At 72.1% G+C, this 14,619-nt stretch carries 11 protein-coding genes; 7 read left to right on the top strand and 4 right to left on the bottom strand.

What is annotated here, in order from left to right; genetic code table 11:
• Positions 1 to 118: 118 nt before the first annotated feature.
• The gene (locus E5083_RS23495) at positions 119 to 616 is read right to left on the bottom strand and encodes a GNAT family N-acetyltransferase (protein WP_135787689.1); all 498 of its coding nucleotides are present in this window, start codon (positions 614 to 616) and stop codon (positions 119 to 121) included.
• Between the two features lie 69 nt (positions 617 to 685).
• On the opposite strand from E5083_RS23495, the gene E5083_RS23490 reads away from it, so the two are divergent.
• A complete protein-coding gene (locus tag E5083_RS23490) occupies positions 686 to 1,489 on the top strand; it encodes an exodeoxyribonuclease III (protein WP_167513609.1) in 804 nt (267 codons plus the stop codon).
• Here E5083_RS23490 and E5083_RS23485 read toward each other — a convergent pair.
• Complete coding sequence (locus E5083_RS23485) at positions 1,486 to 2,103, bottom strand: MerR family transcriptional regulator (protein ID WP_135787953.1); 618 nt, start codon at positions 2,101 to 2,103, stop codon at positions 1,486 to 1,488. The genes E5083_RS23490 and E5083_RS23485 overlap by 4 nt on opposite strands.
• A gap of 184 nt (positions 2,104 to 2,287) precedes the next feature.
• On the opposite strand from E5083_RS23485, the gene E5083_RS23480 reads away from it, so the two are divergent.
• The 4 genes from E5083_RS23480 to E5083_RS23465 all read left to right on the top strand — a co-directional run bounded on the left by E5083_RS23480 (position 2,288) and on the right by E5083_RS23465 (position 5,860).
• Positions 2,288 to 3,802 carry a flavin-containing monooxygenase gene (locus E5083_RS23480; protein WP_135787687.1) on the top strand — a complete coding sequence of 505 codons (1,515 nt, stop codon included), beginning with the start codon at positions 2,288 to 2,290 and terminating at the stop codon, positions 3,800 to 3,802.
• Positions 3,799 to 4,686 carry an alpha/beta fold hydrolase gene (locus E5083_RS23475; RefSeq protein WP_135787686.1) on the top strand — a complete coding sequence of 296 codons (888 nt, stop codon included), beginning with the start codon at positions 3,799 to 3,801 and terminating at the stop codon, positions 4,684 to 4,686. The genes E5083_RS23480 and E5083_RS23475 overlap by 4 nt, the downstream gene beginning before the upstream one ends.
• Positions 4,683 to 5,567, top strand: coding sequence for an SDR family oxidoreductase (locus E5083_RS23470; protein ID WP_135787685.1), 885 nt, complete (start codon positions 4,683 to 4,685; stop codon positions 5,565 to 5,567). Before E5083_RS23475 ends, E5083_RS23470 begins: the two co-directional genes overlap by 4 nt.
• An 86-nt stretch (positions 5,568 to 5,653) precedes the next feature.
• Positions 5,654 to 5,860 (top strand): hypothetical protein, encoded by a 207-nt coding sequence (locus E5083_RS23465; protein ID WP_135787684.1) that lies wholly within the window; start codon positions 5,654 to 5,656, stop codon positions 5,858 to 5,860.
• A gap of 65 nt (positions 5,861 to 5,925) precedes the next feature.
• On the opposite strand, the gene helR is transcribed toward E5083_RS23465, so the two are convergent.
• Positions 5,926 to 8,097, bottom strand: coding sequence for an RNA polymerase recycling motor ATPase HelR (gene helR, locus E5083_RS23460; RefSeq protein WP_135787952.1), 2,172 nt, complete (start codon positions 8,095 to 8,097; stop codon positions 5,926 to 5,928).
• 123 nt (positions 8,098 to 8,220) lie between these two features.
• A complete protein-coding gene (locus tag E5083_RS23455) occupies positions 8,221 to 11,487 on the bottom strand; it encodes a S41 family peptidase (RefSeq protein WP_135787683.1) in 3,267 nt (1,088 codons plus the stop codon).
• A gap of 177 nt (positions 11,488 to 11,664) precedes the next feature.
• Here E5083_RS23455 and E5083_RS23450 point away from each other — a divergent pair, with 177 nt between their 5' ends.
• Complete coding sequence (locus tag E5083_RS23450) at positions 11,665 to 12,264, top strand: TetR/AcrR family transcriptional regulator (RefSeq protein WP_135787682.1); 600 nt, start codon at positions 11,665 to 11,667, stop codon at positions 12,262 to 12,264.
• Between the two features lie 105 nt (positions 12,265 to 12,369).
• Complete coding sequence (locus E5083_RS23445; RefSeq protein WP_135787681.1) at positions 12,370 to 14,574, top strand: MMPL family transporter; 2,205 nt, start codon at positions 12,370 to 12,372, stop codon at positions 14,572 to 14,574.
• Positions 14,575 to 14,619 lie beyond the last annotated feature (45 nt).

Here is a 14,619-nt window from a genome sequence, read left to right as displayed (position 1 = left end):
CGGCAGCTACTGAGCTGATCGTATGTTCCGACTTTCGGCGGAGTGATCGCCATCACGTCACAGGCGCGTCACAGGGGCGGCAGTGGCCTGTGCTGCGGCAACAGGCCACTGGGCCGGGTTACTTGGCGCCGTCCGGCGTCCCGAGCGGCTTCGCGTAGCAGAGGCTGTTCTCGTGGTGGCGGTAGTAGCCGAACTTGGTGCACGGGGTGTAGCCGCTGGAGGTGTAGAGGGCGATGGCCTCGGGCTGTTCGGTGCCGGTTTCCAGGACCATGCGGGTGCGGCCGGCCGCGCGGGCGTCGGCCTCCAGTTCGGCGAGGATGCGGCGGGCCAGGCCATGGCCGCGCATCTGCGCGATGACGAACATGCGCTTGAGTTCCGCGTCGCCGTCCTGGTTGCCCTCCGCGTTCAGGTCCTGGCTGCGCCAGCCGCCGGTGGCCACCGGGCGGTCGTGTGCGTCGTACGCGATCAGGTACGCGCCTCTGGGCGGGTCGAAGTCGGCGGGGTCGAGCGAGGTGGCGTCGCCGCCGTCGCCGTAGCGCACGTGGTACTCGGCCTGGACCTCGTCGTTGAGCTTCACGGCGTCGGGGTGGTCGAAGCGAACGCGGCGTATATTCATGCTGGGCATCGTACTTCTATGCGGTGAAGGGGCGTCGGTCACAAACCAGTGTGCCGGTATCGTGCCCTGGTGCTGACTGTGACCTCGGTGAATGTGAACGGACTGCGGGCCGCCGCCAAGAAGGGCTTCGTGGAGTGGCTGGACCAGACGTCTGCGGACGTGGTCTGCCTGCAGGAGGTGCGTGCCGAGCCGCAGCAGCTCCCGGAGCACGTACGGCAGCCCGACGGCTGGCATGTCGTGCACGCGCCCGCCGCCGCCAAGGGCCGCGCGGGCGTCTCCCTCTACACGCGCCGTGAGCCCGACCGCGTCCGCGTCGGCTTCGGCTCGGCGGAGTTCGACGGCTCGGGCCGCTATGCCGAGGCCGACCTCCCCGGTGTGACCGTCGCCTCGCTGTACCTGCCCTCGGGCGAGGTCGGCACCGGGCGGCAGGACGAGAAGGTCCGCTTCATGGGCGAGTTCTCCGCCCACCTCAAGGAACTGCGCGAGCGGGCCGCCGCCGACGGCCGCGAGGTGCTGGTCTGCGGCGACTGGAACATCGCCCACCAGCAGGCCGACCTCAAGAACTGGCGCGGCAACCTCAAGAACTCCGGCTTCCTGCCCGAGGAGCGGGAGTGGCTGAGCCGGGTGCTCACCGCCGAGGACGGGGGTTACGTGGACGTCGTCCGCGCCCTGCACCCCGACACCGAGGGCCCGTATAGCTGGTGGTCCTATCGGGGCCGCGCCTTCGACAACGACTCCGGCTGGCGCATCGACTACCACATGGCCACCCCCGGCCTCGCCGCGAAGGCGGTCAAGGGCTGGGTAGAGCGCGCCGCCACCCACGCCGAGCGCTGGTCCGACCACGCGCCGGTCACCGTGGTGTACGAGCGCTAGTCGAGCTTGCTCAGCCGCCGGTCCATCGCCAGTGACAGCTCCGCCTCCACCACGCTGCGGGCCAGCGGGCGCAGGCGGTGCAGGGAGTCCTCGGGGGCGTGGCGGCGGATCACGTCGGTGAAGAGGGCCGCGAGGGCGTCCGCGTGCTCGCGGACCCGGGCCGCGGCCGTCAGGACCTCGGCCAGCGGGATGCCCTCGCGGACCAGCGCCGAGGAGACGTCCAGCAGGCGGCGGCTGATGTGCACGATCTCGTCGCCGTCGGTGCCGACGTAGCCGAGGGTCATCGCGGCCGCCAGGTTCTCCGGGGTCACCTCGCCCTCGAAGCGGGCCGCCAGCTCCTCCGGGGTCAGCCGGACCGGCTCCTCCTCGGTGGGCGCGACGCCCAGCAGGTCGGCCACGTCCCGGCCGTTGTCCAGCGCCTCGGCCAGCTCGGCTATGCCGTTCAGGGTGTGCCCGCGCTCCAGCAGCGCCGCGATGGTGCGCAGCCGGGCCAGATGATGGTCGTCGTACCAGGCGATACGGCCCTCGCGGCGGGGCGGCGGGATCAGTCTGCGCTCGCGGTAGAACCGCAGGGTGCGCACGGTGATCCCGGCGATGCGCGCCAGCTCCTCCATGCGGTACTCGCGCCCGCCGGCCTGCCCGCCGCTGTGTCCGCCGTCTTCTGCCACGTCCGCAGCCTATGGCGTACCGCCGGTAACTTTCCTTTCCGCGCCCCCTACCGCTCAGTACGGAGCTGCTCTACAGTCCCATTGCGCCAGTGTTCACTGGCAGAGTCCGAGGATGCGTGGAGGCGTCGGGATGGCCGAGCACGAGCATGTACGGGTGGCGGTGATCGGGTCCGGGTTCGGCGGGCTGGGGGCCGCCGTGCGGCTGCGCCGGGAGGGGATCACCGACTTCGTCGTCCTGGAGCGGGCCGGCAGCGTCGGCGGGACCTGGCGGGACAACAGCTATCCGGGCTGTGCCTGCGATGTCCCGTCGCACCTGTACTCCTTCTCCTTCGCCCCCAACCCCGACTGGCCGCGCACCTTCTCCGGGCAGGAGCACATCCGGGCCTACCTGGAGCGCGTCGCCGACGACTTCGGGCTGCGCCCGCATCTGCGCTTCGACTCCGAGGTCAAGCTGATGACCTGGGACGAGGACGAGCTGCGCTGGCACATCGAGACCGCGAGCGGCTCGCTCACCGCCGACATGGTGGTCTCCGCCACCGGCCCGCTGTCCGACCCGAAGATCCCCGAGATCCCGGGGCTGGACTCCTTCCCCGGCCGGGTGTTCCACTCCGCCCGCTGGGATCACGACTTCGACCTGCGCGGCAAGCGCGTCGCCATGGTCGGCACCGGTGCCTCCGCGATCCAGATCGTCCCCTCGATCCAGCCGGAGGTCGCGAAGCTCACCGTCTTCCAGCGCACCCCGCCCTGGGTGATGCCCCGCATGGACCGGGCGATCGGCACCGCCGAGCGCAGGCTGCACCAGGCGCTGCCCTTCACCGCCCGGCTGCGGCGCGGGCTGCTCTGGGGCATCCGGGAACTCCAGGTGCAGGCGTTCACCAAGCACCCCGACGAACTCGGCCTGGTGGAGCAGCTCGCCAAGCGCAACATGGCCCGCGCCATCAAGGACCCGGCCCTGCGCGCCAAGCTCACCCCGGACTACCGCATCGGCTGCAAGCGCATCCTGCTGTCCAGCGCGTACTACCCGGCGCTCGCCCAGCCCAACGTGGACGTGGTGGCCAGCGGGGTCACCGAGATCCGGGGCTCCACCGTGGTCGCCGCCGACGGCACCGAGACCGAGGTCGACGCGATCGTCTTCGGCACCGGCTTCCACGTCACCGACATGCCCATCGCCGAGCGCGTGGTCGGCGTCGGGGGCGTCACGCTGGCCGAGGCGTGGAAGGGCGGGATGGAGGCGCTGCGCGGCGGTTCGGCGGCCGGGTTCCCGAACTGGCTGAGCGTGATCGGGCCCAACACCGGCCTGGGCAACTCCTCGATGATCCTGATGATCGAGTCCCAGCTCAACTACCTGGCCGACTACCTGCGCCAGCTCGACACCCTGGGCGGCCGCACCGCGCTGGACGCCCGCCCCGCCGCCGTCGACCGCTGGAACCGCCGGGTGCAGGAGCGGATGAAGCGCACCGTCTGGAACACCGGCGGCTGCACGAGCTGGTACCTGGACGCCAGCGGCCGCAACACCACCGTCTGGCCCGGCACCACCAGCGAGTTCCGCCAGGCCACCCGCCGCGTGGACCTCACCGAGTACGAGGTGCTGCGCAAGCCCGCGGTCACGAAGCCGGCCGCCGTCCCGAGCGAGGCCACCGCATGAGCCGCACCCTGGAGGTCACCTCCACCAACGGCGCCCGCCTGCACGTCGAGGTGCACGGCCCCGAGGACGCGCCCCCGGTCGTCCTCTCCCACGGCTGGACCTGCTCCACCGCCTTCTGGGCCGCGCAGATCGAGGAACTCGCCCGCGACCACCGGGTCATCGCCTACGACCAGCGCGGCCACGGCCTGAGCCCGTACAGCCCGGTGTGCTCCACCGACGCGCTCGCGGACGACCTCGAAGCGGTGCTCGCGGCGACCCTGGCGCCCGGCGAACGCGCGCTGATCGTCGGCCACTCCATGGGCGGCATGACGATCATGTCCGCCTCGGGCCGCCCCCGCTTCCGGGAGCACGCGGCCGCAGCCCTGCTGTGCAGTACGGGAAGCGGACGGCTCACCGCCGAGGCACGCGTGGTGCCGCTGCGCGCCGGACGCGTCCGCACCTGGCTCACCGGGCGCATCCTCGGCTCGTCCCTGCCGCTCGGCCCGGTCACACCCCTGGCCAAGAAGATCCTCAAGTACGCGACCATGGGCCCCGGTTCGGCCCCCGACTTGGTCGACGCCTGCGCCCGGATCGTGCACGCCTGCCCGCGCGCCGCCCGGCACGCCTGGGGCGGGGTGCTGGACCGGCTCGATCTCGACCACGGCGTACGGCAGTTGACCGTGCCCACCGCCGTGCTGCACGGCACCGCCGACCGGCTCACCCCCTCGTCGCACGCCCGCATGCTCGTGGCCGAGCTGCCCAACTGCGCCGGTTTCACCGAGCTGTTCGGCGTCGGGCACATGTCCCCGGTGGAGGCGCCGGAAGCGGTGAACGGCCGGATACGGGAACTCGTCACCCTGTACGTCACGGGGAGCATCCCCGTCCGCCTGGAGGAGGGCGCATGAGCAAGGTCGGTCTCGAAGGACAGGTGGCCGTCGTCACCGGTGCGGCACGCGGCGTCGGCGAGCTGCTGGCCCGCAAACTCTCCGCGCGTGGCGCCAAGGTGGCCCTGGTCGGCCTGGAGGAGGACGAGCTGAAGGCCGTCTCCGAGCGGCTGTACGGCGAGAGCGCGTACTGGTACGCCGATGTCACCGACCACGAGGCGATGGGCCGGGTCGCCGCCGAGGTGAAGGAGCGGTTCGGCAAGGTCGACATCGTGGTGGCCAACGCCGGTGTGGCGACCGGCGGTCCGTTCGCCGACTCCGACCCGGTGGCCTGGCGGCGGGTGATCGAGGTCAACCTCATCGGCTCGGCCGTCACCGCCCGCGCCTTCCTGCCGGTGCTCACCGAGAGCCGCGGCTACCTGCTCCAGATCGCCTCCCTCGCCGCGATGACCCCGGCGCCGATGATGACCGCGTACTGCGCCTCCAAGTCCGGCGTGGAGGCGTACGCGCACAGCCTGCGCGGCGAAGTCGGCTACCTGGGCGTGCGGGTGGGCGTCGCCTACCTGTCCTGGACCGACACCGACATGGTGCGCGGCGCCGACCAGGACGACGTGATGCGGGAGTTGAGGCAGCGGCTGCCCTGGCCGTCCAACAAGACCTATCCGCTCGGCCCGGCCGTCGACCGGCTGGTGGACGGTATCGAGCGCCGGTCGCCCCACGTGTACGGACAGTGGTGGCTGCGCGGGATGCAGGGCATGCGCGGTTACCTCCCGGCGCTCATCGGCACCGTCGGCCAGCGCGAGATGCGCAGGTACGCGGACCGGCTGACCGGGATGCGGTCGGGGCTGGTCGGGGCGGGCGGCGCGGCCGACGAGGCGGCTCGCGCTACGCAGCGTAACTGATCGACATGCGCAGGGTGTTCGCCCGTGTGAATCTGGTCGAGGCCCCACCGGGGCCGCAACCGTTCTCACCAGGGATGTGAACCCACATGGGTATGAAGGACCAGTTCCAGGAGAAGTCCCGCAAGATGCAGGACCAGGCCAAGGAGAAGGCCGGCCAGGCCCGCGAGAAGGCCGGTCAGCGCGGCCCGCAGGGGCGCGACCACCAGGAGCGCGCCGGCCAGCCCCAGCGTGACCGCGCCGAGAGCGGCATGCGGGACGTCGAGGACCGCTTCGACCCGGACCACACCGCCTGACGCGGCAGCTCCGGCGAAAGCCACGCGGCGGGGCACCCGGCACGTCCGGGTGCCCCGCCCCGGCGCTATCGGGCGCCCAGTACGACCAACCGCTGGGTCGCGCGGGTCATCGCCACGTACCGGTCCACCGCGCCCTCGATGCCCTCGCCGAAGGCGGCCGGGTCCACCAGCACGACCAGGTCGAACTCCAGCCCCTTCGCCAGCTCCGGGGTGAGCGAGCGGACGCGGGGCCGCTCCTTGAACGCGGGATCGCCGATGACACAGGCGGTCCCCTCGGCGTGCTCGGCCAGCCAGTCGTGCAGTACGGCGTCCAGGTCGGAGACCGGACCGTAGGTGACCGGGATGCCGTTCGCGCGTACCGAGGTGGGCACGTTGGCGTCCGGGAGGGCGGCGCGGATCACCGGCTCCGCCTCGGCCATCACCTCTTCGGGGGTGCGGTAGTTGATGCTCAGCGAGGCCACCTCCACCCGGCCGAGACCGGCCCGCGTGAGCCGTTCCCGCCAGGACTCGGTGAAGCCGTGCCGGGCCTGGGCGCGGTCGCCCACGATGGTGAAGCTGCGCGAGGGGCAGCGCAGGAGCAGCATCTGCCACTCGGCGTCGGTCAGCTCCTGGGCCTCGTCCACCACGATGTGCGCGAACGGACCGGCCAGCGCGTCCGCCTCGATGGCGGGCAGCGCGCCCTCGTCGACCAGGCTGTCCTTGAGGTCCTGCCCGTGCAGCATGGTCACCGCGCCCTCGCCGTCCGGGTCGGCCGCGATCACGCTGTCGATGACGGCGGACATCCGCTCCCGCTCGACGGCGACCGTGGCGGCCTGGCGGCGCTTCTTCCGCGAGGTCTCCGGGTCCCCGAGCCGCTGCCGGGCCGCGTCCAGCAGGGGCAGGTCGGACACCGTCCACGCCTGCGGGTCGGTACGGCGCAGCAGGCGTACCTCGTCGGGGGAGAGCCAGGGGGCGCACATCCGCAGGTACGCCGGGACGGTCCACAGGTCACCGACCAGGTCGGCCGCCTCCAGCAGGGGCCAGGCGCGGCGGAGGGTGCCGGTCAGCTCGCCGTCGGAGGCCAGGGCCCGGCGGAAGAGCGTGGGCGGGACCTCCTTGTCGAACTGGTCGCGGAGGATCGTGACGAGCGCCTCCCAGATCAGGTCGCGGGCCTCGTTGTGCGGGACGCCCGCCTCCGCCGCCTCGAACGCCTCGGCCCAGTCGGCGGCGGTCAGGTGCAGCTCGCCCCACGGGGTGCTGACGGTCAGGGGGTCGGTGGGCGGGGTCTCGTAGAAGCGCACCGCCTTCTCGATGCCCTTCACCAGGTCCGCCGAGGACTTCAGCCGGGCTACCTCGGGGTCGGTCTCGACGCCCGCCGTGGCGCCCTCGGCCACCAGGTCCCGCACGGTGCAGGTCTGGACCCCCTCCTCGCCGAGGCTCGGCAGCACGTCGGCGACGTAGTTGAGGTAGGGCTGGTGCGGGCCGACGAACAGGACGCCGCCCCGGCGGTGTCCGAGGCGCGGGTCGGAGTGGAGGAGGTAGGCGGAGCGGTGCAGGGCGACGACGGTCTTGCCGGTGCCGGGGCCGCCGTCCACCACGAGGGCGCCGCGCGAGGAGGCCCGGATGATCGCGTCCTGGTCGGCCTGGATGGTGGCCAGCACGTCCCGCATCCGCTCCGAGCGGTTGGTGCCGAGGGTGGCGATGAAGGCCGACTGGTCGTCCAGCGCCGCGTGGTGCTCCAGGCCGTCGGCGGTGAACACCTCGTCCCAATAGTCGGTGATCCGGCCGCGCGTCCAGCGGTAGCGGCGGCGGCTGGCCAGGCCCATCGGGTGGGCGTGGGTCGCGGCGAAGAACGGCTCGGCGGCGGGGGAGCGCCAGTCGATCAGCAGCCGGCGGCCGGTGGGGTCGGTGAGGCCCAGGCGGCCGATGTAGACCGGCTCGGGATCACCGTCGTGCACGATGTGGCCGAGGCACAGGTCGAGGCCGAAGCGGCGCAGGGCGCGCAGCCGGGCGGTCAGCCGGTGGATCTCCAGGTCCCGTTCCAGCGCCTCCCGGCCGGCCCCGCCGGGTGCCCGGCGCAGGGCGTCCAGGGTGTCGGACAGCTCGGCGACGGTCTGCTCCAGGCTCGCGGAGATCTCCGCGAAGTGCCGCTCGTCGGCGGCGATCAGTACCGGGTCGGCCTTGGCGGCGAGCCGGTCGGGAAGGTCGAACGCGCGGGACTCCGGCGCGGGCTCACGCTCGGACAGCAGCGCACACATGTAGTGGATCACTCATTTCCGCAGGTTCTGGGCTCGGCGAGCGATTCTGCGGCATGAGGGGGGCCTTGCCGCAAGGCCCCCCTTGCGCTATACGTTGTAAGTGGCGGGAAGTCCCGCCCTTTTCTATGCCCCCTCCTCGCGCGGCGGCAGCTTCGGCCGCGAGCGGTCCGGTACGTCGCTGTAGTCGGGCGGCACCGCGGCCGGGGTCGTCTCCAGCATGTCGAGCGCCAGCTCCACCGCGTCGTCGAGCTGGGCGTAGCGGCCCTCGGCCCAGTCCAGCGGGGTGCGCAGCGCCTCCAGGTCCGGCGTGACGCCCCGGTTCTCCACGGACCAGCCGTACTCGTCGAACCAGGCCGCGTTCATCGGCACCGTGATCACCGTGCCGTCCCCGAGCCGGTGCCGGCCGGTGATGCCGACGACCCCGCCCCAGGTGCGCTGCCCGACGACCGGGCCGAGGTCGAGCAGCTTGAAGGCGGCGGTGATCATGTCGCCGTCGGAGGAGGTCGCCTCGTCCGCGAGCGCCACGACCGGCCCGCGCGGCGCGTTGGAGGCGTACGACACCGCCTCCGCGTCGCGGGTCAGGTCCCAGCCGAGGATGGTCCGGGTCAGCTTCTCTATGACCAGCTCGCTGATGTGCCCGCCCGCGTTGCCGCGTACGTCCACGATCAGCGCGGGCCGGGACACCTCCAGGCGCAGATCGCGGTTGAACTGCGCCCAGCCGGAGCCGCCCAGGTCGGGGATGTGCAGATAGCCGCACTTGCCGCCGCTCAACTCCCGTACCACCTCGCGGCGTTTGGCCACCCAGTCCTGGTAGCGCAGTGAGCGGTCGTCGAGCAGCGGGACCACGGCCACCCGGCGGGCGGGGCCCGGCTCGCCCGGCGGCGGGGTGAAGGTGAGGTCGACGGTGGTGCCGCCGGACCCCGCGAGCAGCGGGTAGGGCCCGGTCACCGGGTCCACCGGGCGCCCGTTGACATGGGTCAGCACGGAGCCCTCACGGATGCCGGTGCCGGCCAGCGGGGAGCGGGCGCGGGAGTCGGAGGAGTCACCGTCGAGGATGCGGGCGACCATCCAGGCGCCGTCCCGGCAGACGAAGTTGGCGCCGAGGAGGCCCTGCCGGCGCTGGTAGTGCGGCGGGCCCTCGTTGCGCCGGGCCGGGGTGACATAGGCGTGCGAGGTGCCCAGTTCGCCGAGGACTTCGCGCATCAGGTCGGCGAACTCGTCGGGGGAGGTGACCCGTTCGACCAGCGGGCGGTACTGCTCCAGGATCGCCGGCCAGTCGATCCCGCACATGCCGGGGTCCCAGAAGTAGTCCCGGATGAGCCGGCCGCCCTCGGCGTAGGCACCGCGCCACTCGGCGGCCGGGTCCACCTCGTGCAGGATGCGCCGCAGGTCGATCCAGACCGTGCTGTCGCTGTCGCCGGGCTCGGTGGCGGGCACCGCACGCAGGTCGCCCTCGTCCACCACGACCAGCCGGGTGCCGTCGCCGCTCACCTCGAACCAGTCGAGGTGGCCGACCAGTTCGGTCTTCTTCGCCTTGCTGAGGTTGAAGTGCTCCAGCGTGGGACGGCCGCTGATGTCGGCCGGGTTGACGAAGGTCTCGCCCAGCGCGCCGGAGATCGGCCAGCGCAGCCAGACCAGCCCGCCGCCCGCGACCGGGCGCAGCGCCGAGTACTTGGAGGACATCACCGGGAACGGCGTCACCCGGTTCTCCAGCCCCTCCACCTCCACCGTCACCGTGCCGCCCTCGCCGGACCCTGCCTCCAGCGGATCGAGCCCGCCCGCCGCCGGACGCCCCTCGGGATTGAGCGCGAACGGGGAGGGCGTGGCCGAGTTCAGCGGGACCAGGTAGGGACGGCAGCCGAGCGGGAAGGACAGGTCGCCGGTGTGCACGTCGTAGACCGGGTCGAAGCCGCGCCAGGAGAGGAAGGCGAGGTAGCGGCCGTCGCTGGTGAAGACCGGGTTCTCGTCCTCGAAGCGGCCGTTGGTGACGTCCACGATCAGGCGGTCCTTGATCCGGGCCAGCTTGATCTTGCGCAGGGAGCGGCCGATGCCGGGGTGGGACCAGGTGAGCCAGGCGCCGTCGGGGGAGAAGGCGAGGTCGCGGACGGGGCCGTTGTCGGAGCGGATCAGCTCGGTGACGGTGCCGGGCTGCCTCCCCTCCTCGTCCTCGGCTACGTCGATCAGCAGCAGCCTGCCGTCGTGCGAGGCGACCGCCAGCCGTTCGCCCTCCGGGTCGGAGACCAGCTCCAGCACCCGGCCGAGCCTCCCCTCGCCGAGCAGCCGGGGCTCGCGGCCGCCGGAGGCGCGGGGGAGCTGGGCGATGGCGATCGCGTCGTCGCCCTCGGCGTCGGTGACGTAGGCGAGCTGGCCGGTCGAGCCCAGCATCTCCGGCAGCCGGACCCGGACGCCGGGGGTGTCGGCGATGGTGCGGGACGGGCCGTCGCGGTGGGTGAGCCAGTACAGGCTGCCCCGGACGGTGACCGCGCTGGCCCGGCCGGTCTCGTCCACGGAGAGGCCGTCCACGTTGTGCGCGGCGGGCACCTGGTAGGGACGGCGGCCGGGGGCGGCGCCGCCCAGGTCGATGTCGAGCTTGCGCGGGGTGCCGGTGGGGGAGAGGTCGTCCACGATCCAGATGTCACCGGCGCACTGGTAGACCACCCGCTCGCCGTCGGTCGCGGCGTGCCGGGCGTAGAAGGCGTCGTGGTCGGTGTGGCGGCGCAGGTCGGTGCCGTCGGGGGCGACGGAGTACAGGTTGCCGATGCCCTCGTGGTCGGAGAGGAAGGCGATGCGGCCCGCGACGAACATCGGGGAGGAGAGCTGGCCGTCGATGTCCTCCAGCAGCCGTTGCCCCTGGAGCCACAGCCGTCCCGTCGCACCGCCCCGGTACCGCTTCCAGGACGCCGGTTCGTGCGGGGGCGTGCCGGTGAGGAGAAGGGTCTGGTGCTCGCCGGCCGTGTCCGCGACCTGGATGTCACCGACCGGGCCCCAGGGCAGCCGTCCGCCGGGGCTGCCGTCGGTGCCGACCTTGTGGGCCCAGGTGAAGTAGGAGAAGGGCTGGCCGTGCGAGGCGACGGCCAGGATGTCGCTCTTTCCGTGCTGGTCGGGGGGCGTCCAGCCGCACACCTGGGTGTCGGCGCTGCCCCAGTACGTGAGCTGCCGCGCCGGGCCGCCGGCCACGTCCACCAGGTGGATCTCCGGCACCAGGCTGCGCCAGCTCGTGAAGGCGATCTGCTTGCCGTCGGGCGAGAAACGGGGGTGTCCGGCCTTGGTGCGGTCCGCGGTGAGCCGCCAGGGGCGGCCCGGTTCGTCCAGCGGCGCCAGCCAGAGGTCGTCCTCGGCCACGAAGCACAGCAGATCGTCACTGATGTGGGGAAGCCGCAGATAGCTCACCCATCCATGCTTTTCCGGCACGAGAGGCACAGCAACTCGTGCGGCCCCGCGCCCCGTGACGCAGGACACGCCCCAGGGCCGTACGAAACGGTTTCGTTTCGTAGAAGGCCGGGGTACCGTCATCCTGTACGGAGTCCCGTACAGCGTCGTCTTGATCAGCGGGAGAGGGTGAGGCGGATGACCGACGCCGCCACCGTGCGCCGCAGCAGGCTCACGCCCGAGCGCGCGGCCGAGCTGTACGAGGCGGTCCTCGACCTGCTCCGCGAGGTCGGCTACGACGCCCTCACCATGGACGCCGTCGCCGCCCGCACCCGCTCCAGCAAGGCCACGCTCTACCGCCAGTGGGGCGGCAAGGCCGAACTGGTCGCCCGCGCGATCCGGCACACCAAACCCGGCCGGATCTCCGACGTGGACACCGGCTCGCTGCGCGGGGACTTCCTGGCGGCCGTGCACCGCGAGGACGACTGCGCCATGGAGCAGAACAGCGCCCTCATGCGGGGCCTGGCCATGGCCACCCACACCAACCCGGACCTGCTGCAGGCGTTCCGGGAGCAGATCATCGAGCCCGAGATCACCGAGCTTCGCCGGATGCTCTCGCGTGCCGTGGACCGGGGCGAAGTGGCCCCGGACAACCCGGCGCTGCCCTTCGTGGTGCACATGATGATCGGCGCGTTCGCCACCCGGGCGCTCATCGACGAGCAGCCTCCCACCCAGGACTTCATCAGCTCCTACATCGACGCCGTGATCCTCCCCGCTCTCGGCGTCCCCACCACCTGACCGACCCCTCCCCAGCAAGCCCACCTCCTGACGTCTCCGCTCACGTCGCCGGGCTGACCTTTCCTGCCCAGATGCTCTCCACGACCTGACCGGGAGTACGCCCTCGTGGCCACGTACCTGTACAAACTCGGCCGATTCGCCTTCCGGCGACGGCACTTCGTCGCCCTGCTGTGGGTGGCGCTGCTCACCCTCGCCGGGGTGGGCGCCGCCTCCGCGCCGCCCGCCGGGAACTCGTCCTTCTCCATCCCGGGCACCGAGGCGCAGCGCGCCTTCGACCTGCTGGAGCAGCGCTTCCCCGGCATGAGCGCCGACGGCGCCACCGCCCGCGTCGTCTTCAAGGCGCCCGAGGGCCAGAAGATGACCGACGCCGGCAACAAGGCGGCCGTGCAGAAGACGGTCAAGGAGCTGGGTTCCGGCTCCGAGGTCGCCTCCGTCACCGACCCGTACACCGGCAAGGCGGTCAGCCGGGACGGCACGATCGCCTACGCCTCGGTGAAGTACAAGGTCTCCGGGATGGAGCTGGAGGACTCCTCCCGTGACGCCCTCAAGGAGAGCGCCGGGCACGCGCGGGACGCCGGGCTGAGGGTCGAGATCGGCGGCGACGCGCTCACCACCGCACCCGAGACCGGCTCCAGCGAGATCATCGGCATCGCCATCGCGGCTGTCGTCCTCGTCATCACCTTCGGCTCGCTCATCGCGGCCGGGCTGCCGCTGCTCACCGCGATCATCGGCGTCGGCATCGGCGTCTCCACGATCACCGCGCTGGCCACCCCGCTCGACCTCGGCTCCACCACCTCCACCCTGGCCACGATGATCGGCCTCGCGGTCGGCATCGACTACGCCCTCTTCATCGTCTCCCGCTACCGCGCCGAACTGGCCGAGGGCCGCGACCCCGAGGAGGCGGCGGGCCGCGCCGTGGGTACGGCGGGCTCGGCGGTGGTCTTCGCGGGCCTCACCGTCGTCATCGCGCTGGTCGGGCTCTCCGTGGTCAACATCCCGATGCTGACCAAGATGGGCGTGGCCGCCGCGGGCACGGTCGCCATCGCGGTGCTGATCGCACTCACCATGATCCCGGCGCTGCTCGGGTACGCGGGCCGTACGGTCAAGCCGGCCGGCGAGAAGAGCAAGCTGCTCGGCGGGGGGCGCGCGGCGAAGAAGGCCGGCCGTCCCAACATGGGCACCCGGTGGGCCAGCTTCGTGGTCCGGCGCCCGGTCACCGTGCTGCTGCTCGGTGTGGTCGGCCTCGGTGCCGCCGCCGTCCCGGCCGCCTCACTCGAGCTGGGCCTCCCGGACGACGGCTCCCAGCCCGTCTCCACCACCCAGCGCCGCGCCTACGACCTGCTCTCCGACGGCTTCGGCCCCGGCTTCAACGGCCCGCTGATGGTCGTCGTCGACGCCAAGGGCAGCGCCGACAAGAAGGCCGCGTTCGCCAAGGTCGGCGACGAGATCAAGGGTCTGAAGGACGTCGTCACGGTCACCCCGCCGGCACCCAACAAGGCGGGCGACACCGCGATCATCACCGTCGTACCGAAGTCCCAGCCGTCCTCGGCCACCACCGAGGACCTGGTGCACGCGATCCGGGGCAAGAGCGCGTCGATCGCCTCCGCGACGGACGCGAAGCTGCTGGTCACCGGCGCTACGGCGATGAACATCGACGTCTCGCAGAAGCTGAACGACGCGCTGCTGCCCTACCTCGCGCTGGTCGTCGGCCTCGCCTTCCTGCTGCTGATCGTGGTGTTCCGCTCGATCCTGGTCCCGCTGAAGGCGGCCCTCGGCTTCCTGCTCAGCGTGCTGGCCGCCCTCGGCGCGGTCGTCGCGGTCTTCCAGTGGGGCTGGCTGTCCGGCCTGATGAACGTCGAGCAGACCGGTCCTGTCATGTCGATGATGCCGATCTTCATGGTCGGTGTGGTCTTCGGACTCGCCATGGACTACGAGGTGTTCCTCGTGACCCGGATGCGTGAGGCGTACGTCCACGGGGAGAACCCCGGCCAGGCGGTCGTCACCGGCTTCCGCTACAGCGCCCGCGTCGTCACCGCCGCCGCCGTCATCATGATCGCCGTCTTCTCCGGCTTCATCGGCTCCAGCGAGTCGATGATCAAGATGATCGGCTTCGGCCTGGCCATCGCCGTCTTCTTCGACGCCTTCATCGTCCGCATGGCGATCGTCCCGGCCGTCCTGGCCCTGCTCGGCCGCCGCGCCTGGTGGCTCCCGGTCTGGCTGGACCGCGCCCTGCCCAACGTGGACGTCGAGGGCGAGGGCCTGAAGACGGACTCCGACCCGGACGGGGACCGGGAACTGGTCCGCGCCTGACGGTGCTGTAGGGGGACGGCCGGTGGGGCGGATGCCTCACCGGCC

The organism is Streptomyces bauhiniae (assembly GCF_004784475.1).
In the GTDB taxonomy this organism is placed as follows: Bacteria; Actinomycetota; Actinomycetes; order Streptomycetales; family Streptomycetaceae; genus Streptomyces; species Streptomyces seoulensis.
Note: the sequence above shows the minus strand (reverse complement) of the source record. Positions and strands in the feature narration are given on the sequence as shown.

Excerpts from the sequence above, each read along its gene's own strand:
- helR (WP_135787952.1), bottom strand. The coding sequence starts at position 8,097 with ATGTGTGCGCTGCTGTCCGAGCGTGAGCCCGCGCCGGAGTCCCGCGCG.
- E5083_RS23465 (WP_135787684.1), top strand. The coding sequence starts at position 5,654 with ATGGGTATGAAGGACCAGTTCCAGGAGAAGTCCCGCAAGATGCAGGAC.
- E5083_RS23485 (WP_135787953.1), bottom strand. The coding sequence starts at position 2,103 with ATGGAGGAGCTGGCGCGCATCGCCGGGATCACCGTGCGCACCCTGCGG.
- E5083_RS23470 (WP_135787685.1), top strand. The coding sequence starts at position 4,683 with ATGAGCAAGGTCGGTCTCGAAGGACAGGTGGCCGTCGTCACCGGTGCG.
- E5083_RS23495 (WP_135787689.1), bottom strand. The coding sequence starts at position 616 with ATGAATATACGCCGCGTTCGCTTCGACCACCCCGACGCCGTGAAGCTC.
- E5083_RS23450 (WP_135787682.1), top strand. The coding sequence starts at position 11,665 with ATGACCGACGCCGCCACCGTGCGCCGCAGCAGGCTCACGCCCGAGCGC.
- E5083_RS23475 (WP_135787686.1), top strand. The coding sequence starts at position 3,799 with ATGAGCCGCACCCTGGAGGTCACCTCCACCAACGGCGCCCGCCTGCAC.
- E5083_RS23480 (WP_135787687.1), top strand. The coding sequence starts at position 2,288 with ATGGCCGAGCACGAGCATGTACGGGTGGCGGTGATCGGGTCCGGGTTC.